The 20,018-nt window shown below is 55.8% G+C and carries 18 protein-coding genes; 5 read left to right on the forward strand and 13 right to left on the reverse strand.

What is annotated here, in order from left to right; translation table 11 throughout:
* The first annotated feature begins 255 nt into the window (after positions 1-255).
* The 5 genes from BMZ36_RS12485 to BMZ36_RS12505 all read left to right on the forward strand — a co-directional run bounded on the left by BMZ36_RS12485 (position 256) and on the right by BMZ36_RS12505 (position 5,003).
* Positions 256-1,407, forward strand: a complete 1,152-nt coding sequence (locus tag BMZ36_RS12485) for an ABC transporter substrate-binding protein (protein WP_091197190.1) — start codon at positions 256-258, stop codon at positions 1,405-1,407.
* A 142-nt stretch (positions 1,408-1,549) separates the two neighbouring features.
* Positions 1,550-2,443, forward strand: a complete 894-nt coding sequence (locus BMZ36_RS12490; protein ID WP_091197195.1) for a branched-chain amino acid ABC transporter permease — start codon at positions 1,550-1,552, stop codon at positions 2,441-2,443.
* Complete coding sequence (locus BMZ36_RS12495) at positions 2,443-3,531, forward strand: branched-chain amino acid ABC transporter permease (protein ID WP_091197200.1); 1,089 nt, start codon at positions 2,443-2,445, stop codon at positions 3,529-3,531. The genes BMZ36_RS12490 and BMZ36_RS12495 overlap by 1 nt, the downstream gene beginning before the upstream one ends.
* Entirely contained in the window at positions 3,531-4,295 is a 765-nt protein-coding gene (locus tag BMZ36_RS12500; protein ID WP_091197204.1) for an ABC transporter ATP-binding protein, read from the forward strand. Before BMZ36_RS12495 ends, BMZ36_RS12500 begins: the two co-directional genes overlap by 1 nt.
* Positions 4,296-5,003: an ABC transporter ATP-binding protein gene (locus BMZ36_RS12505; protein ID WP_091197206.1), complete on the forward strand. Its 708-nt coding sequence runs from the start codon at positions 4,296-4,298 to the stop codon at positions 5,001-5,003.
* An 87-nt stretch (positions 5,004-5,090) separates the two neighbouring features.
* Here BMZ36_RS12505 and BMZ36_RS14415 read toward each other — a convergent pair whose 3' ends face one another.
* From BMZ36_RS14415 to gltA, 13 genes are all read right to left on the reverse strand, one after another.
* Entirely contained in the window at positions 5,091-5,375 is a 285-nt protein-coding gene (locus BMZ36_RS14415) for a hypothetical protein (protein WP_143086058.1), read from the reverse strand.
* A 51-nt stretch (positions 5,376-5,426) separates the two neighbouring features.
* On the reverse strand, positions 5,427-6,164 hold the full coding sequence (locus tag BMZ36_RS12510) for a hypothetical protein (protein ID WP_143086059.1): 738 nt from the start codon (positions 6,162-6,164) through the stop codon (positions 5,427-5,429).
* 26 nt (positions 6,165-6,190) lie between these two features.
* Positions 6,191-6,730 carry a hypothetical protein gene (locus BMZ36_RS12515; RefSeq protein ID WP_143086060.1) on the reverse strand — a complete coding sequence of 180 codons (540 nt, stop codon included), beginning with the start codon at positions 6,728-6,730 and terminating at the stop codon, positions 6,191-6,193.
* A 1-nt stretch (position 6,731) separates the two neighbouring features.
* Positions 6,732-7,358 carry a hypothetical protein gene (locus BMZ36_RS12520; RefSeq protein ID WP_143086061.1) on the reverse strand — a complete coding sequence of 209 codons (627 nt, stop codon included), beginning with the start codon at positions 7,356-7,358 and terminating at the stop codon, positions 6,732-6,734.
* A gap of 617 nt (positions 7,359-7,975) precedes the next feature.
* Positions 7,976-9,058, reverse strand: coding sequence for a hypothetical protein (locus tag BMZ36_RS12530; protein WP_091197223.1), 1,083 nt, complete (start codon positions 9,056-9,058; stop codon positions 7,976-7,978).
* On the reverse strand, positions 9,055-9,621 hold the full coding sequence (locus BMZ36_RS12535; RefSeq protein WP_091197226.1) for a sigma-70 family RNA polymerase sigma factor: 567 nt from the start codon (positions 9,619-9,621) through the stop codon (positions 9,055-9,057). The genes BMZ36_RS12530 and BMZ36_RS12535 overlap by 4 nt, the downstream gene beginning before the upstream one ends.
* Before the next feature lie 39 nt (positions 9,622-9,660).
* A complete protein-coding gene (locus BMZ36_RS12540) occupies positions 9,661-11,331 on the reverse strand; it encodes a vWA domain-containing protein (protein WP_091197230.1) in 1,671 nt (556 codons plus the stop codon).
* Between the two features lie 621 nt (positions 11,332-11,952).
* Positions 11,953-13,164 (reverse strand): MFS transporter, encoded by a 1,212-nt coding sequence (locus BMZ36_RS12545; RefSeq protein ID WP_091197235.1) that lies wholly within the window; start codon positions 13,162-13,164, stop codon positions 11,953-11,955.
* A 193-nt stretch (positions 13,165-13,357) separates the two neighbouring features.
* Positions 13,358-14,749: a class II fumarate hydratase gene (gene fumC / locus BMZ36_RS12550; RefSeq protein ID WP_091197237.1), complete on the reverse strand. Its 1,392-nt coding sequence runs from the start codon at positions 14,747-14,749 to the stop codon at positions 13,358-13,360.
* Positions 14,750-15,112: 363 nt separating this feature from the next.
* Positions 15,113-16,012: a LysR family transcriptional regulator gene (locus BMZ36_RS12555; RefSeq protein ID WP_091197241.1), complete on the reverse strand. Its 900-nt coding sequence runs from the start codon at positions 16,010-16,012 to the stop codon at positions 15,113-15,115.
* Positions 16,013-16,366: 354 nt separating this feature from the next.
* Entirely contained in the window at positions 16,367-17,224 is an 858-nt protein-coding gene (locus BMZ36_RS12560; protein ID WP_091197245.1) for a fumarylacetoacetate hydrolase family protein, read from the reverse strand.
* 294 nt (positions 17,225-17,518) lie between these two features.
* Positions 17,519-18,868 carry a pyruvate carboxylase subunit B gene (locus BMZ36_RS12565; RefSeq protein WP_091197247.1) on the reverse strand — a complete coding sequence of 450 codons (1,350 nt, stop codon included), beginning with the start codon at positions 18,866-18,868 and terminating at the stop codon, positions 17,519-17,521.
* 127 nt (positions 18,869-18,995) lie between these two features.
* A partial coding sequence (gene gltA / locus BMZ36_RS12570) for a citrate synthase (protein ID WP_091197252.1) occupies positions 18,996-20,018 on the reverse strand: 1,023 nt, incomplete at its 5' end.

Raw genomic sequence — 20,018 nt, forward strand, 5'->3', positions numbered from 1 at the left:
GGCATTGGTTAACGTCCGGCTACACATTCAGTTGACGCTTGTGCCAATATAAGCGCTTGCGCCCCGTCAGAGCGTGATATTTACCAGCTTAATCAGACGCACCCAAGGGATTACCCTTATGGCCCGGAACGGGTGCCTAAGGGAAAATCCCGATAAAAAACAACAATACATAATGACCATCACTTTGACAGCATTCAGTAATCGACTAGCCGCATCGGTCGACTCGAGACAGTTCACTACAATTCGGAGGCTTTCGTGAAAAAAAGATTTTCCCTGTTGACCCTCGCTGCCATGATGGCTGCGGGCATTTCCCTTGTTGGCTGCTCCGGTTCCGGCAGCACTGACAAGAATGTGATCAAGATCGGCGTATTCCAGCCGCTGACGGGCGCCAACGGTGCAGGTGGTGCAGCCGAATACGAAGGTACCAAGCTGGCCAACAAGCTGTTCCCGGAAGTTCTCGGCAAGAAAATTCAGCTTGTCGTAGTCGACAACAAGTCCGACAAGGTTGAAGCCGCCAACGCCGCAACCGTGCTGGCTCAGAAGGAAAAAGTCAATGCAGTGATCGGCTCGTGGGGTAGCTCCCTGTCGATGTCCGGCGGCCCGATCTTTGCAGAAGCCAAGATTCCGGCCGTGGCTGTTTCCGCCACCAACCCGAACGTCACCAAGGGCAACGAATTCTATTTCCGCGTCTGCTTCCTTGATCCGTTCCAGGGCACCGTGGGCGCCGCCTATGCCTTCAACACCCTGAAGGCCAAGAAGGTTGCCATCATCCGCGAAGTTTCCAACGACTATTCCGTGGGTCTGGCCAAGTTCTTCGTTGACGAATTCGTCAAGTTGAGCGGCAACAAGAATGCGATCGTGGCCACCGCCGACTACAACACCGGCGACCAGGATTTCAGCGCCCAGCTGACCAACCTCAAGCAGTTCGAACCCGATGTGATCTTCGCTCCGGGCAACTACACCGAATCCGCACTGATCATCAAGCAGGCTCGTGCGCTTGGCATCAAAGCACAATTCATCGGTGGCGATACCTGGGATGAAAGCTCCTTCCTGACCGTGGGTGGTTCCGCTGTCGAAGGCGCCGTCTTCTCGACCTTCTTTGCCAATGACAAGCCGATCAACAAGACCTCCGAGGCTTTCCTGAAGGCCTATCGTGAAGAGTTCAAGAAGGAACCGGCTGCCGGCTCCGCCTTGGGTTACGATGCCTATCTGGTGATCCTGGACGCCATCAAACGCGCCAACTCCGCCGAGCCGCAGAAGATTCGCGATGCGCTGGCCAAGACCAAGGGTTTTGAAGGCTCCGCCGGCGAGATCACCATCAACGCCGAACGCAACGCCGACAAGGCTGCGGTGTTCAAGACCGTGAAGGATGGCAAGTTCGTCTTCCTGACCACCGTCAAGCCCTGATGAAACCTCTGCGGAGCCCGGCTCCGCAGAAAATGAAAATCCGAATGTGCCGCACAGCCCTGCTGTTGCCTCATTCGGATTTTCGCTTGATTGGGCTGCGGGTTTTTTAACCCTTTCTGACGCAGCAACACGAAGGAATCTCATGGATTTTCAGACTTTCCTGCAGCAGTTTGTCAATGCGCTGTCACTGGGCAGCCTTTACGCATTGATCGCCATCGGCTACACGATGGTGTATGGCATTCTGCGGCTGATCAACTTCGCTCATGGCGACGTTTTCATGGTGGGCGGCTACCTGGCCTTTTTCGGGATCAGCTCCTTTCTCATTCCCTGGTGGCTGGCGTTTGCGCTTGCCATCGTCCTGACCACGGCATTCGGCGTCGGCCTTGAGCGGGTGGCCTATCGCCCGCTGCGCGATTCGCCACGCATCTCGATCATGATCAGCGCCATCGGCGCCTCGTTCCTGATCGAGAACCTCGCCATCGTGCTGTTCGACGCACGTCCCAAGGCTTTCCCGGTTGCCGAATTCTTCGCCAAGAACTACGTCATCGGCGGGGTCTACGTCGCCGGTATCAGCCTGCTCATCCCGATCGTGACCGCCGTCCTGCTGGCCGTCCTGCTGTGGATCGTGAACCGCACCAAGACCGGCATGGCAATGCGCGCCGTTTCCACCGACATCGACGCCGCCCGTCTCATGGCCATCGACGTCAATCGCATCGTTTCGATCACCTTCGCCATCGGCAGCGCACTGGCAGCCATCGGCGGCATCATGTGGGCGCTCAAGTATCCGCGACTTGAGCCGCTGATGGGCATCATGCCGGGCCTCAAGTGCTTCATTGCCGCAGTTGTCGGCGGCATCGGCAGCATTGCCGGCGCCGTACTGGGCGGGCTGCTGCTGGGCATGGTCGAATTGATGACGGTTGCGTTCCTGCCGGAACTCACCGGCTACAAGGACGCCTTTGCCTTCATCCTGCTGATCGTGGTCTTGCTGGTCAAACCGACCGGCCTCTTGGGCAAGAACCAGGGAGAAAAGGTCTGATGAATACCCTTCTGACACAAAACGACACCCAGCGTCGCGACCGAATGCTGACGCTCGGAGCCGCTGTAATCGGCCTCGGGCTACTCTTCGCTTTCGATTCGATGTTCGACCGCTTCACCATGCAGATCTTCAAGCTCTGCGCGATCAACGTCATCCTCGCTCTGTCTCTCAACCTGATCAACGGCTTTACCGGCCTGTTCAGTCTCGGTCATGCCGGCTTCATGGCGGTGGGCGCCTATACCTGCGCCATTCTCTCCATGTCTCCGGAGCAGAAAGAAGCCAACTTCGTACTGCAGCCGATCATGCCGGTATTGCTCAACGTGCAAATGCCTTTCCTGCCCTCGCTGCTGATCGGCGGGCTTCTTGCCGGCTTCATCGGCTGGGTGCTGGGCGTGGTCACGCTGCGTCTGCGTGATGACTATCTGGCCATTGCCACCCTGGGCTTTTCGGAAATCATCCGGGTGGTCCTGACCAACGCACAGACGATCACCAACGGTTCACTCGGTCTCAAGGGCTTGCCCCGCTTCACAACCATGTGGTGGGCCTGGGGCTCTGCGATCGTTATCACGCTCTTTCTGGTGCTCCTGATCAAGTCGACCTACGGCCGCGCATTCAAGTCGATCCGCGACAACGAAATCGCTGCCGAGGCCATGGGGATCGACGTCCTCAACATGAAAGTGCTGTCGTTCACGATTTCGAGCGCGCTCGCCGGGATCGCCGGTGGCCTGTTGGCACACTACCTGACGACCATCGATCCGAAGCAGTTCATCTTCCTCAAGACCTTCGACATCCTGCTGATCGTCGTGCTCGGCGGCATCGGTTCGATCACCGGCTCGATCGTTTCGGCCATCGTCGTCACCGTCCTGATGGAAGCATTGCGTTTCCTCGATGGCCCGCTGAATCTCGGCTTCATGGTTACCAACGGCATTCCCGGGCTGCGCATGGTGTTCTTCTCCGCACTGCTGATGATCGTGGTCATCTTCCGTCAACAGGGGCTGATGGGCACGGCCGAATTCAGCTGGAATTCGCTGGCCAGAATCGGGCTGCTGCCGAAACGCGGCCAGAAATCCGGGAAAGGGGTTGAGTAATGAGTTCCCTGCTGCAAACCATTGATGTCAACAAGAAATTCGGCGGTCTTTCCGCCGTCACCTCGCTCAACATGGACGTCGGCGCCGGCGATATCATCGGCCTGATCGGTCCCAACGGCGCGGGCAAGACGACCTCGTTCAACCTCATCACCGGCGTTTACACCCCGACCAGCGGAAAAGTCATTTTCAACGGCCAGGACATCACCGGCATGAAGCCGCACGCCATCACCCATCTCGGGGTGGCGCGCACCTTCCAGAACATCCGCCTGTTCAAGGAAATGAGCGTGCTGGAAAACGTGCTCGTTGCACAGCACATGCGCATGGGCGCGAACATCTTCGAAGCCACGCTGCGCCTGCCTTCCTACCTGAAAAAGGAAAAGCACGTCCACGAACGCGCCTACGCCCTGCTGGAGGAAGTTGATCTCGTCGAGCACGCACACGCCAAAGCCACCAGCCTTTCCTACGGCAAGCAACGCCGCCTGGAAATCGCCCGCGCCCTGGCTACAGAGCCCAAACTCTTGTTCCTCGACGAACCCGCTGCCGGCATGAACCCGCAGGAATCGGTCGAACTGATGGACTTCATCCTGAAGATCCGCGATCAGTTCAATCTGACCATCGTACTCATCGAACACCACATGCAGTTGGTGATGGGGGTGTGCAAGCGCATGTACGTGCTGGATTACGGCGTGACCATCGCGCACGGCACACCGGAAGAAATCCAGAAAGATCCCAAGGTCATCGAAGCCTACCTGGGGGTGGAATAAATGTTATCGATCAAAAATCTCTCCGTTCACTATGGCGGCATCCACGCCCTGCACGGCATCAGCCTGGACGTCCCGGCCGGCCAGATCGTCACGCTGATCGGCGCCAACGGCGCGGGAAAAAGCACCACGCTTAACTCCATCATGGGGCTGGTCAAGGCGGACGGCGGCTCGGTCAGCTGGAACGGCCAGGAAATCCTCGGTGCCAAGACCAAAACGATCGTCGAATCCGGCATCGTGCTGGTGCCTGAAGGCCGCCGTGTATTCCCCAACCTGAGCATCGACGAAAACCTGACGCTGGGCGCCTATGCGCGCCACAACAAGGCGGAAATCGAAGCGGACCGCGAGCATGTTTTCAGCCTGTTCCCGCGCCTGAAAGAGCGCCACAAGCAGAAAGCCGGCACGCTCTCGGGCGGCGAACAGCAGATGCTGGCAGTCGGCCGCGCACTGATGTCCAAGCCCAAGGTACTGATGATGGACGAGCCCTCGCTGGGCTTGGCGCCGCTGATCGTCGGCATGATTTTCGACATCATCCGCAAGATCAACGAGGAAGGCGTCACCGTGCTGCTGGTCGAGCAGAACGCAAAGGCCGCACTTGAAGTGGCCAATACCGGCTACGTCATGGAAACCGGCTCCATCAGCTTCTCCGGCAGCGGCAAGGAGCTGCTCGCGGACGACCGTGTGCGCAAGGCCTATCTCGGCGAAATGTGAAGGTCATCGCCACAATCCGGGCCTGAACGGCTCGATGACAAAAGGCCGCATTCGCGGCCTTTTGTCATTTGGGGCAAGAACAGGGGATTAATTGCAAATTTCTGTTGTTTTAGTACAGTATTTTTCCTGTTCGTGGCAAACAACGCCTCGCTGCGGAAAATTCTGGCAAACCTTCTCCGTACCGCAAACCGCCCGAATTGCCACCGTTCTGCAAGTTTTGGCTTTGGGCGCTTGGTAGGCTGGCTTTTTTGAACCATCCACCGGCGTTGGCGGAGGCGGCTCCGGGATATTCTGTGCAAGAGCGATCATGGGGAATGCCATCATCAAGATCAAGGCACAGAACAAACTGCGCTTACGGGCTTTGACTCTCATAACCATACTCCTCGCCCTTTTGAAGGGCTGTTTCGCACAAAAAATCACTTGTTACAGTTTCGCATAAAACGAGGAAGTCACTCTTTGAAAAACGGGGAGGAATTCCTGAAAGTTTTCCGCATGCGCAGAGTAGCGCAGCGCATAGAAACCCGACTTTGCTGCGAGCACCACAAACCGCTCCCTGACGGGAACCGGCTTAGCCATCATTTCTCGCCTGTCATACACTTTTGGATCGTTCACCGAGGGGCGCCCGGGGGGCTCAACCTTGTTTTCAATTGGCCTGAATTCGTTTTGGATACGCTCAAAAACCCTGCCCTCCCGACCCGAGACCGTTACCGTTTCCACCAGACCGTAACGGCTTTCTTCTGGCTCGCCTCTCGACGAGGTCGAAGAGAATAGCCGGACATAATGATCGGCGGATTTGTAGAGCGGATCATGTTCCGCATAGTAGTGGATCGATATCCTGACAGGAATTTCACCTCGCCACGGCCCGTCCAGCGTAATGCCATGAACTTTCTTTTCTTCAGCGTAAAGTCCGGGCTGCTGCCATTCCCGCGGAATGTCACAGGAGAAATAATCTCCTACCGTCAATGACTTGAAGTCCTCGTCGGGGGGCGCATTCACTCCGGGATGATGGGGTCTGGTTTGCGACGAAGATGTATCACCAGGGGAAAGCCTGTTTGCCCCATGACCCGGCGCGCTACTGGTACACGCGCAGATAAAAATCGCAGACCATGTAAAAACAAAACGATAATTGCGCAACCTTATCAACTCAACCAGGCGCTTCAACGTCAACTCCTTGGGAATAAATCAAGTTACTGCTGACCGGCCGCCGTTTTGCGTTCGAAACAAAAAAATTCGTACAGCGGTTTGCGATTGGCATAGATCACAAAGGTTCGCTCCGGAGTTCCCGTTCCCAAGCTGGCGCCAATTTTCGTGAGGACCTCACGCATCGCGTAGCCATCCTGACTGACCAACGGAGAGATGCCTGCATAAGCGCCAACCAGGAAAGGCTCAATTGTATAGGGCGTCGCGTCATGACTGCCGAGCCCACGACATTCCGAGGCGAACCAGTCACTGAAATTGCTGCCATCCTTGAGCGTCCTGGCGCACTCCTTGAACGTCATATCCTTGCTGGCCGCCGCAATATGAATACGAGCCTTGACCAGACCAGTATCCTGACCCTGTGCGTGTTCCAGAGTCATTTCGACGTACTCGCTGGCATCGCGCTGATGCCTTCCGCTGTCGAGGGTACGCACCCGATCGCAACGGTAGGTCACAATTTCCATGGATGGATCGGACGCCATGGCTAGTCCACCAGATATAAACAGCAAGCTTGCAAGCAGTGTTTTCATGTTATTTGGCCTTGTCCAACTCAGAGGTGCGGTCTTTGGCTCGATACAATCGATACAAATATTCCGGTGTATCAGCAGGCATAACCAGCTGTTGTGGCGCAACCCAGGCATTTTCCAGTGGAAGATAACACCATGTTTCTGGCGTCCCGGCTCGAAGGGGGCCTTGATAGCGCCCATTTTTCAGCATTGCGGGGGTTATCGGATCAGACGTTGTACTGATCCGGGAGTCCGGCATAGGAAACCACCCCTGAGGATCCCATAAACGATCGGACGTCATGTAGTGGTAAGAGCCAATGGGCGTCTTGATTTGACCAATGCCAGGCTGGAAAGCTTGCCCCTTGTAGTGCAATTTTCCACGCACCCCTGCGGATTTTGAGCCGGGATTATCGATGGTTTGCGTGTAAGAAAATCCGATTGCTGATTTTATGGGATTAGCCTCATCGGGCTGTATTTTCTGTTTCTCCGTCTTGGAGCCTCTTCCGATCAAGTGCTCGCTGCCAGGCAAGTCTTCGGCCTCTACGGCGCTAAGGAAGTTCAAACCCAAAACCGCAAACAAGCACACGCGGATAATCCGGCACGCAAAAAACCTATGGAGGCCCGGCTTTGCGGGTGTATCTTTGCAATTCATTTTGCGCCTCAAAATAAGAATTCAGCATCAACGTCAAGGCCGCCACGAACACGAGAGCCCCCAGTATTCGAAGCCTGCCCTTCCCCCAAAACAGCGGGGCCAGACAGAAAACGGCACACAACCCCATCAAGAACGATTGAGCCATAGGCGCCGGCACCATGGCGCCGACAACCAGCATAATCACAGCCAGCCAAGTCAGCGAACGCACTGTATCAGGACTCATCGGTTGACCTTTTACTAGGTTCTGTTGACGTTAGTTACAAATCTGCGCTGGGTCGGAAAAACGCCAGTCACAAGGCATGCGACGCAGACAATAACCGGTTATTTTCAAGGCGCATAACGCGGTGAATGGCGTTTTTCCGGCCCAGCCCTTCGGGTTTGGGGTATTTCGAGCGGCTTTCTGCGTTGCAAATCGCTTGCAATACCCGTATTGCGGCGCGCTTTGCGCCTTGAAATCCATCTCGAACTACCCCAAACGCAGTTTTGTAACTAACGTCAACAGAACCTAAACGAGCCGAGGAGAGAAACGGGGTTAATTCTCATGAAAAAAATTTGGCAATATGCCGATTTAGACATTGCAGACATTTACCGGTTGACGCCACGCCGCAAACCGCAATTCAAGGACAAATCAACACAATACGATCCGGCTCCATATCCACCCTGGGCTGCAGGGTCAACCGGGTTCCCGGAGGCAAGGCCGCTCGCAGTCGCTCGACCCAGCTTTGTACAGCAGGTGATTGCGGATCTGCCGCTTGCACAATCAAGGCTTGCCTTGCCCAATCCGGCGACAAACCATGCGCCACTTCTGCGGGATCCTCGGTCAACAAGACAATGCGACGAGGGGATGCCAAAGCGGTTGTTCGCGCAGCCTCTAGCATGGGAGCCGGTGCGGGTATTGCCGCCTTGAGCGGTTGACGCTCCAACTCTTGAGGCATCCGCGCTGAAAATTCAGCGTTCCTAGAATAACTGCGTTCCTGCACCACCATCGCCGGAGAATCCATGACAGCGACCTGCTTGTTTTCCTCCCCTTTCACCCGCTCCCCCGTTGGGGCTACCGCCGTCAGAGGCGGATTGACCTCTTGACCCAGAGAAGAGGGCTGTGTTTTCGCTCGCCGCGGCATGACAGGGGGAGGCGCAATGCGAGACAAAACAGCCTTTTCCTCGCGCTTGGCCAATTGTTGAGGGGCCCTCACTTGAGGTGCAGACGCATGACTGTTGATCGCGACGTGCGCCTGCTGCGCGGGCTGGGGCGGAAAGAAAAATTGCATGCCCACGACCGCAATCATCGTTCCTGCGAACACCAGTCCGCCCAACTCCCACCAACGCGAACGGGGGCGTGGCGATGCCGAAGCCGGAACGGCAACAGGAGAAGGTTGCTGCTCAGTGATCCAGGCCTGTGTTGCACCACTGACCGGATGTCCAAGAAGCTCAGTGATCGCTTCGCCCGCTTGAAGGCGAGACAACAAAGCATCGCGGCGCGGTGCCTGTGCTTGCTGCGCCGCATGCATTTCTTGCAAAAAAACGGCTTCCATGCGAGCAGGCGGTTCGAACTCAAAATCTTGCGATGCAACAGGCGAAAGATTTGAAATCGCAGCCAGCAGCCGGGCTTCCTGATCGGCGCTAGGCTCAAACGCCGGCTGGGCACGAATCAGGCGCGCCAAGGCATCTTCACCGGCAAGAAACCGCTCAAAGGCACTCATGACAGCGCCTCCAGCTCGCTCCGCAATCTGCCGTAGGCATAGCGCAACCGGCTTTTGACGGTTTCAAATCCTTCTCCAACCGTTGCTGCAATCTCTTCCAGGCTCATCTCATGGAAGAAACGCAGCACGATGGCTTCCCGCTGAGGTACAGGCAAATTCAGAATCGCCTGCCGAACGCCCTGCACATTCTGCCGGAGCACCAATTCAGCCTCCGGGCTGAGATCCTCCGAAGGCACATCCGGCAATTCCTCGGCATTCACCTTCCCCACCTCCCATGCGCTCTTGCGACCATCGAGCCAGATGTTGCGGGCGATCTGGATCAGATAAGTGCGAAACGCGGCTTGCGGACGGTAGTCGGCGCAACGGGTCAGAATGCGTAGCCAGGTTTTCTGGGTAACATCCTCAGCTTCGTGCGTATTGCCACCGCACAGCCAGGCCAGATAGTTGAACAGGGGTTTGTTGTGCCGGCGAAACAGCTCGGCCGCAGGCGGTTCGATCAATCCGCCTGCGACCAGCAGCATCAGGTCTTCATCCGGCAATTCGGCAAGGTTCGGTTTAGTCATGCCGCGGAGTATACACACGGCATGCTCACTGGCGACACATCACCTGGCAACCGGCGTACTCTGGGCCTTGGCCAGATCGATCAAGCGCAGGAATTCGCCACGATAGCCAAACCGGTCGCGGCCGACACTGTCCGCAGCCAGCCGGCGTGCGTCATCATAGCCCCACGAACCGGTGTACTGGCCACCGCGAAGAATCTGGCCAAAACCGGCCACTGCAGCGGCAAAGCGGAATTCAGTACTGGTCTGGTGCAATGTACGGATAGCACTGCGCTCGACAGGGAAGCTCATCAGCTGGCTGGCACCCTGCCCCGGCTGCTTGTAGCGCAGTTTGACAAAGGCCAGTTCCTTGCTGCTACCCTGCCCTTCCTTGCGGGCCTGATAACGCAGCGCATCCACCAAGCCCTTGCCATCGGCAAGCGTCAGCTCGTACAACGCCGTCACGGTATGGCCTGCGCCGATATCACCGGCATCTACCTTGTCGTTATTGAAGTCTTCGCGCTTGAGCAGGCGGTTTTCATAGCCGATCAGACGGTACTCCTTGACTGTGGCCGGATTGAACTCAACCTGAATCTTCACATCCTTGGCAATCGTGGCCAGTGACGAAGTCATCTCGTTTACCAGAACCTTGTGGCCTTCCATCAGGTTGTCGATGTAGGAATACGCCCCGTCGCCTGCATCGGCCAGCTGTTCCATCAGGCGTTCGTTATAGTTGCCGGTACCAAAACCCAGCGTCGACAGCGATACACCGGATTTGCGCTTCTCCTCGACCATCTGCTTGAGCTGACCGAAATCGGTGACACCTACATTAAAATCACCATCGGTCGCCAGCAGGATACGGTTGATGCCCCCCTTGATAAAGCTCTGCTGCGCCATCTGGTAGGCCAGTTGAATACCGGAAGCGCCTGCCGTACTCCCGCCGGCCTGCAGGCGGTCAATCGCGTTCAACAACGCAGCCTTGTTGTCGCCTTGAGTCGGCGGCAGCATCACCTCCGTCTGACCGGCATAGGTCACCAGCGTAACCTTGTCTTGCGCCCGCAATTCATTGATCAGGAGCTTGAGCGATGATTTCAGCAGGGGCAGCTTGTCCTTGGACGACATCGATCCAGACACGTCAACGAGGAAGATCAGGTTGGCTGGCGGCAAGTTGGCCTTGGCGACATCTTGCCCCTTGATGCCGACTCGCAGCAGCACGTTGCCCTTGTTCCACGGAGCCGGAGCCAACTCCGTATGCACGGCAAAGGGATCTCGTCCTGTCGGCAACGCATAGTCATAGGGGAAGTAATTGATCAACTCCTCAACGCGAACCGCATCTACCGGCGGCAGACGGCCTTCGTTCAGCAAACGGCGCACATTGCTGTAGCTTCCGGTATCCACATCAATACTGAAGGTGGAAACCGGATTCTGCGCCACCAACTGTACCGGGTTTGATGGAGTGGATTGATAACGCTCGCGATCCTGCCCCTGCGCAGGGACAGGCATCCATTGCTGAGGCGCGATTTTCGCCATGCCAGCAGGGGGCATCCGCGAAGGCATCCGCACCTGCTCCCCTTCAAAAGGAAGGGATTTCGTCTCCTGCCTGGAAGCAGACTGACCGGCAGATTGAGCTTGTGAAGGCTGGGAACTTACAGGATTCGGGGAGGGCTTTTCCTGCTGATGGTTGGCACAGGCCACCAGCACCGTAGCCAGTAACAGGGCAATGAATTTGTTCATGATTTCCTCGTCACAAAATGGGGAAAAAGTACTTCATGCACATGAAACGAACCAGACCGGGAAATCAGGGTTAAATTTTCTGAAAAATCGCTCACATGGCTTTTCGGAGCCGCGCGGCGGGCCTCCCCCGTTTCGGTCCTGGTCCGTGTTCACCGACTCATTTGCTTACCGGAGAGGCGGCGGGGGAGTTGTACGGATGCTGCGTCCCTCATACGGAGAATAAGGGTTCGTCCCATTGGAATTTCGCAGCAAGCCTGGCGTCTTGCCCGTACCCAGATTGGCGGATATGTTTGCAGGCGCCTTGGTGTCATACCCTGAGCTGGCTCCAGCCCTCGCGCCTTCTTTTGTAGTCTGGTGGACAGCCCGTTGATTTTGGCCTGCTACATTACTCAGTTGATCTCTGGCATTTTGTGCGAGCGCTGGCATTACGCACAGCGCAAACAATGAACCGAGCAGAATTTCATGTTTCATGTTTGTCACCTTTTTTGTTGAGTTGCTGAGATTGAGCCAAGTTTTGGAACCCAAACCCGAGCGCTCCGTGACCATGAAACGAGCGGATAACAGAAGTGGGGTTAAAAAGTCCCCCATTTCATGAGAATGGACATGTTCGCTACCTTCTTGCTATGGCCTGGCTAACGAAGCGGAAGGCGGATTGCGGTACCCGATCCACGCGATGGTTGCGGCCAGCATCTGAACCAGAAAAATGGAAAGCACGGAACGGCCCCAGCCGCCGGACTCATAAGCGATTCCCACAATCCACGAACCAGCCGCACCGCCGGCGTAGTAGCTCATGTAGTACAGCCCGGTCGCCAGCGAACGCCCTTCCACCACGTTGCTGGCAATCAGGCTCAGGCTCGTCGACTGGCAAATGAACACCCCCGAGGCGCAAACCGTCAGCCCTGCAATGATGACGGCAACCTGCGGCGCAAGCGTGCAGAACAAGCCCAGCGCGGAAACCGCCAGCGCGATGATCATCGTGTTGCGGAAGCCGAAGCGCAGAATGACGCGCCCGGAAAACGGCGTCATCACGCCGCCGACCAGATAAACCATGAAGACGTTGGCCAGCGCCGAGGCAGAAAAATTGAACGGCGCGCCCGCCAGATGCAGGTTGATGTAGGTAAAGGTGCCCACCAGGGAAAAAAGAACACAGAACCCGACCGCACAGGCCGCCAGCAAGCGCGGGCGGCGCAGGTGGCTCCGCAGGATATGCAAGGCACTGCGCACATTGCGATTGGCCACGAAATGGCGCGAGGGCGGCAGCAGCCAAAGCACCAGCAACGCCCCCGCCAGGGTCAGGGCCGCGAGCACGATGAACGCGGGGCGCCAGCCGAAGAACTCGCTGATATGGCCGGTCATGAAACGACCGCAAAATCCGCCGATGACGGTTCCGCCGACATAGGCCGTGGTCATTCTGGCGATGCTTTCCCGTTCAAACTCTTCCGAGATATAGGCCAAGATGGCAACAACCATGCCCGGGATGGCCAAGCCCTGAAGAAAACGCAGACCGATGATCGCAGCGAACCCGCTTGTCGCCGGAATCAAACAGGTTGGAACCGTCAGCGCGAACAGGGAAAAACACAGAACCTTCTTGCGCCCCACCGCATCGGAAAGGATGCCCATGAACGGGGATGCAATGGCCACAGCCAGGACCGTAGCCCCAACCATGAACCCGGCCTGCACCGGCGATGCGTTGAAATCCCGCATGACCAGCGGCAGGACCGACTGCATCGAATAGACATTCAGGAAGGCAAAGAAGCCGATCAGCCAGGTAATGAATTTGGAGGCTTGTTTGCGGGTTTCCGGCTGGGGCGAGTTGGGAGGCAAATCAGGCATCGGTCGCTTTGTGTGAGGCAGTCTGCGCGCCGCCAGGGTGGTGGGCTGTCAGATACGATCGGAACGCAGAGATTATCCCGCCGCAGGGCGACGACTGCATAGCCAAAATCCGCACGAAAGGCACAAACGGGCGTTTGCAATTGGATCGCACAACGCCCACGCCATGCTCCTGTCGTGCGGTTGCCATGCCCAATTACTTCGGACCAATCATCTCTTCGGGCCGAACCCAGCGGTCGAAATCTTCTGCACTGATAACACCTAGCGCCAAGGCCGCCTCTTTCAGGGTGAGCCCTTCCCTGTGCGCCTTCTTGGCGATCTTGGCGGAGTTGTCATAGCCGATATGGGGATTGAGGGCAGTTACCAGCATCAGGGAGCGATCCAGCAGCTCCTGAATACGGTCGTGATTGACCGCGATGCCCTTGGCGCAATGCTCTTCGAAGCTCGCCATACCGTCGGCAAGCAAGCGGACACTTTGCAGGAAATTATGAATGATCATCGGCTTGAAAACATTCAGCTCGAAGTTGCCCGATGCGCCGCCGATATTGATCGCAACGTCATTGCCCATCACTTGCGCACACAACATGGTCAGCGCTTCGCACTGCGTCGGGTTGACCTTGCCCGGCATGATCGAGCTGCCCGGCTCGTTTTCCGGAATACTGATTTCCCCCAAACCGGAACGCGGACCGGAAGCCAGCCAGCGAACGTCATTGGCAATCTTCATGAGGGAGGCCGCCAGCGTTTTCAAAGCGCCATGCGCATGGACCAGCGCATCATGCGCCGCAAGCGCCTCGAACTTGTTGGGCGCGGTGACAAAACCGAATCCGGTGCTGCGCGCAATTTCCTTTGCGACCCTTTCGGCGAATTCCGGATGGGCATTCAGGCCGGTTCCCACCGCCGTACCGCCCAAGGCTAGCTCGCACAGATGCGGCAAAGCGGCCTCGATGTGCGACTGCCCATGCGCCAGTTGCGCGACCCAGCCCGAAATTTCCTGGCCCAGAGTCAGGGGCGTGGCATCCTGCAAATGGGTTCGGCCGATTTTGACGACATCGGAAAATTCGGTGGCTTTTCCTGCCAGAGTAACCAACAACCGTTTCAGCGATGGCAGCAGTTGCTCGTGGATGGCAACCACTGCAGCCACGCTCATGGCGGTCGGGAAAACATCGTTCGACGATTGGCCTTTGTTCACGTCGTCATTCGGATGAACCAGCCGGCCATTCCCCACCGGCCCGCCCAGATATTGCGAAGCCCGGTTGGCAAGGACTTCGTTCATGTTCATGTTGGATTGGGTTCCGGAGCCGGTTTGCCAAACGGCCAGCGGGAACTCGGTCTGGTGATCTCCGGAAATGATTTCCTCCGCCGCAACGCAGATTGCCTTGGCCTTGTTCGAATCCAAAACGCCCAATTCATGGTTGACCAGCGCACAGCAACGCTTCACCTGCGCCAGAGCCAAAATCAGCTCGCGCGGCATCTTTTCCGTGGATATCCTGAAAAAATTCAACGAGCGTTGCGTTTGCGCGCCCCACAAATGATCAGCGGGTACAGCGATATCCCCAAAGGTGTCTCGTTCCAGGCGATGTTGTGTCATGGCGATGCCCCATTCAACTTATTGACACCCCTTCAAGCCAGCCATGACTTGCGGGATGCGCGAATTCGAACGAGTCCATTCTACTTTTACCGACCAAGCGTGGCTGTGATTTTTTCAGGGGAAAGGTGAAATCAGGGGCAAAAAAAAGCGGACACCGTTTGGTGTCCGTTTTCTTGTAACTGGCGTCCCCACGGGGACTCCCTGATTATCTAACTCATTTAGGGGTCAGTCTGGCATAGAAACGGGGCTGCCGGCACTTCTCTCTGCGTACTTTTGCACGCGAAGCTCATGTCCTTCCCGCAGCTCAATTCCAGGCACACCATCTTTCCGGAAAGATCCCGACTTTCGCCGGGATCTGCAATATTACGTTTTACGCCGGGACGTTGCCAACGCCCTAAGCAAACGATGAACATGCAGAATCAAGGGGGTGGGATTCTTGCTCGATGACGTTGCGAGGCATAAAGTACTAGTTAGCATTGGATTCAATATTGGACTTAGCGAAAAATGTTCCGGCTCCCCATTTACGGCCAAGGAGGAGCGCGGTAATACAGCGTATCCATGCTTTGCTTGAACCAAATTCAAAATGGACGTGATACTTGATATTTCCCAAGCAACCTGTAGCTTGATACCTGCCAGCGCAGATTGTGTTTCAAGCAATTTACGCATTGCATGAGTACGCTCAGGAAGAATCAATGGCAGAGTTGTCAGATCCTTAAATTCTATACCGCCCGTTTTATCTTCCAAGCTTCCCGCAACGCCAACTAGACAGACTGGCTCTTCAAGGATTGGCTGAATATCCAATGCAGGATTAGGATCTGGATTCACAAGAATCGCTAGGTCAGCTCTTCCTGTTGCAATCCACTCCGCCAAGTGTGCGGATAATCCCTCCACAATGGAAAGACGCGCTTTTAACAAAGAATCCTTAAACTCCTGCACTAGAGGCAGAGTGAATAACCGCCCGTAACTTGGTGGCAACCCCACAACAATCCTTCCACTCGGCATGTTGCGATTTGCTTCGATATCATCTCTGGCACACGACATCAGCTGCAGTATACCGATGCTATGGTCGAACAAACGTTTACCCGCGTCTGTGAGCATTACACCTCGACCGTTGCGAATCAGTAGTGCTGTTCGCAATTCTGTTTCCAAAAGTCGGACATGACGTGACAAGGCTGGCTGTGCAATATCGAGCACAATGGATGCTTTACTAAAGCTTCCAAGCTCTGCAACACTTACGAAATACTCAAGTTGTTTAAGGTTCATTGGAGCTTTCTTGTTCTGCCCCGGATTCCGTGGAGGCTGCTTGGTTTAAGTTAGGCCTTGGCAGCGACCTGATTGGAGGGGTGCCAATAGGCAAAAGCTGCCTGTTGCAATTAACCAATGATACCCTTCCTACTGTAGCCTATCCAAAACCAGAACAAAAGAACGCGGGCAAAACCCGGACAACTACCCTATTTGGCCGACTTTACCCAATTGAATAGGCCGATCTTAAGAGTGAAAAGCTGCTGGACGGCTTCGGCTCGAAGTTCCGGAGCGTAAATTCCGTTTAGCATGCGTTTCGTTGATGTCCGCCGTTCGTAAATTCTACGGCACGGGGACTCTTTGGATTTCAGCCAGTCAGCGTCCGAATTTTTCTTCAGAGGCCACAGGGCTAATCAAGCGCCCCACGCTTTCGATCTCAACTTCGATTAGATCTCCCGCCTTGAGAAACAAAGGGGGGGTGCGCTTCATTCCTACTCCGCCCGGCGATCCCGTGATGATTACATCTCCCGGCGAAAGCGAGCTGAAGGCACTGATGTAGGCAATCAATTCCGGAACGGAGCGCACCATGTTTGCGGTGTTGTCATCCTGAACCATTTGACCGTTCAGATAAGTATGTATGGCTAGTCGGTTGGGCTCAGGAATTTCATCTGCAGTAATCAACCAAGGTCCAAAAGCGCCAGTGTGTGACCAATTCTTGCCTGCCGTAAACCAGGCAAATTGCATATCGCGTGCAGTACCATCCATGAAGCAGCTGTACCCGGCCACATACGAAAGCGCACTCTCCTTGCCCACGGCACGAGCCGGTTTGCCGATCACTACTGCCAGCTCGCCTTCATAATCGAATTGATCACTCAGCGTCGGCCTCACGACGGGGCAGCCTTGCCCGGTTAGGGAGTCAGCAAAGCGAATAAACAGGGTGGGCGCATCGATCTTTTCCTCGAACTCCTGACGCTTAGCGGCGTAGTTCATGCCCACGCAAAAAATCTTGTGCGGCTGTTCAATGACCGGTAGAAACGTCAAATCACTCAGGTGATAGTCTGCCGGCTGATTGGCAAAAGCTGCCAGAGCAGGTAAGGCCTGCGCTTCCAGCGCAGCCTTGATATCTGGAAAACGCCAGCCAATACGCAAACCAAGATCGATGACCCCATCGCCATCAACCAGGCCAAAGCTCTTGTGTTGGCTTTCTGGAAGAAAATAACTTGTTAATTTCATGACGATTCACTCCGGCGCATCCAAGAAAGGGGCAAGTAACAAGGTTTTTGCTGCCTTCTTTAAATTTGGGTTACAGCAGTGGTGTTCTAAAGCTATTCGGTGGTGCAGCAACCGGAGATAGCTCCACTATCCGAAATTCATTACCGACCGTTCCTGAGTTGTGTTGACCACTTCGCGAGTCTTTTCCTGCATGGCAAGCCCCCAATAAGACTCTACAAAGGCCACCTACGAGCAAAATATTGCTCGCGAAGAGCCAAAACAGGCGATCGAAATCCGCCGTAAGGAAACCAATGCTCACCTCATCTCAAAAAATTTAAGCGCAACTTCCGGGAACAGCGCATAGGACAGCACGTCTTCTATGTTTGGGTTGGTATAGCCAGCATCGATCAGACGTGCACGCACATTATCCATCTGCGGCGGAATGTCATCGGCTGGGCGGCCGGCGATGATTTTGTCTTCCGGGTCGAGAATTTTGGCCAAAATCGCAGGATCAACCGGAGCCGGGGTGCGGCCGTATTTGCCGCGAGCCAAGTCCTTGACTTCCGTTGGCACCATTTCGTAACGGCCAAGCATGACGTTGAACACCGCCATGGTTCCGACGATCTGGCTGGTCGGAGTAACGAGCGGAGGGAAGCCAAGCTCGGCACGAACACGCGGCATTTCCTCGATCACCTCAGGGAAACGATCACCCATGCCTTGTTCCTTCATCTGGTTCAGCATGTTGGAAAGCATGCCTCCCGGAATCTGGAAGGTCAGTACCTTGGTATCAATCTCGATGTTGGTGTTGAGCTTGAACGATTCGGCCAATTCCTTCTTCACGCCACGGAAGTAGTCGGCAATCGGATAGAGGTTTTCTTTCTTGATGCCGGTGTCTCGCAGCTGGCCTTCCAGCGCGGCGACCATGGCCTCGGTGGCCGGTTGCGAGCTGGCCATGGCAAACGGCGACAGCGAGCAATCAATGACATCAACTCCGGCCTCGATTGCCTTGAGGTAGGCCATCGAGGCCATGCCGCTGGTGTAGTGGCTGTGAATTTGGACCGGCACAGCGAGATTGGTCTTGAGCGCCTTGACCAAATCTTCTGCTACGTACGGCAACAGTAGACCGGCCATATCCTTGATGCAGATTGAATCGGCACCGAGTTCGACGAGTTCCCTGGCGTACTTCAGGAAGTTCTCGGTGGTATGGACCGGGCTGATGGTGTAGCCGATAGCGCCTTGCATGTGAGCACCAGCACGCTTGCCGGCCTTCATGACAACTTCTAGGTTGCGTGCATCGTTCAGGGCATCGAAAACACGGATCACGGCCACTCCGTTGTCGACGGAGCGATTGACGAACTCGGTCACGACATCGTCCGCGTAATGGCTGTATCCCAGAAGGTTCTGACCACGCAGCAACATCTGGATCGGGGTTTTCTTCAGGGCCTTCTTGATCGTGCGCAGGCGTTCCCATGGATCTTCATTCAGGAAACGCAAGCAACTGTCAAAAGTGGCGCCTCCCCAAGCTTCCAGCGAAAAATATCCCACTTCATCCAATTGTTCCAAGACGGGAAGCATGTCGCTGATGCGCATGCGGGTTGCGCAGATCGACTGGTGTCCATCGCGCAATATTGTTTCGGTGATTTTTACGGGGTTGTTACCAGCCATTTTTTACCTCTAACTAAATAGTTGTATCGATTGTTATTGCCACTTGGCGTCGAGAAACTGAACCGACAAGCATTCCAGTTGCCGACACTCACTACGCTAAATCACCGTGGAACCTACACCTTTTACATCAGCGAATTCCCTTTGAAACAACGCCACGTCTTGCTGCCCCCACATAAAGCTGCCGTGGCCGGCCGATCTTCTGTTCCGGATCGTGGATCATCTCGTTCCACTGCGCGATCCAGCCGATAGTGCGCGCCATGGCGAAGATACCGGTGAAGAGTTGCACCGGAATGCCGATGGCCTTCTGCACGATGCCGGAATAGAAATCCACGTTCGGATACAGCTTGCGGCTCACGAAGTAGTCGTCTTCCAGCGCAATGCGTTCCAGCTCCAGTGCCAGCTTGAACAAGGGATCGTTCTGCAACCCCAGCTCGTTGAGCACCTCATGGCAGGTCTCGCGCATCAAGGTGGCGCGCGGATCAAAGTTCTTGTAGACCCGGTGCCCGAAGCCCATCAGCTTGGTGTTGGAATCCTTGTCCTTCACCTGCTTGATAAATTCCCCGATCTTCTCGATCCCGCCTTGGCGTTGGATGTCGAACAGCATGTTCAGGCAAGCTTCGTTCGCTCCGCCATGCGCCGGCCCCCACAGACAGGCAATACCCGAAGCGATGCAGGCATACGGGTTGGCTCCCGAAGAACCCGACAGGCGCACCGTCGAAGTCGACGCGTTTTGTTCATGATCGGCATGCAGGATCAGGATGCGATCCAGCGCCCGCGCCAGCACCGGATTGGGCGTATACGGCCCGCAAGGCGTAGCGAACATCATGTGCAGGAAGTTCTCCGCGTAATTCAGTTCATTGCGCGGATACATGAACGGCTGGCCCACCGTGTACTTGTAGGCCATCGCCACGATGGTCGGCATCTTGGCCACCAGGCGCGTGGCCGCCAGCAAACGGTGTTCCGGATTGGTGATGTCGAGCGAATCCTGGTAATAGGCCGACAACGCCCCGACCACCCCGACCAGAATCGCCATCGGATGCGCATCGCGGCGGAAGCCCTGGTACAGGCGCATGAGCTGCTCATGCACCATGGTATGACGCTTCACCGTGGTGACGTATTCGTCGTACTGCGTCGCAGTCGGCAGCTCGCC

Source organism: Formivibrio citricus (assembly GCF_900115065.1).
Taxonomy (GTDB): Bacteria; Pseudomonadota; Gammaproteobacteria; order Burkholderiales; family Chitinibacteraceae; genus Formivibrio; species Formivibrio citricus.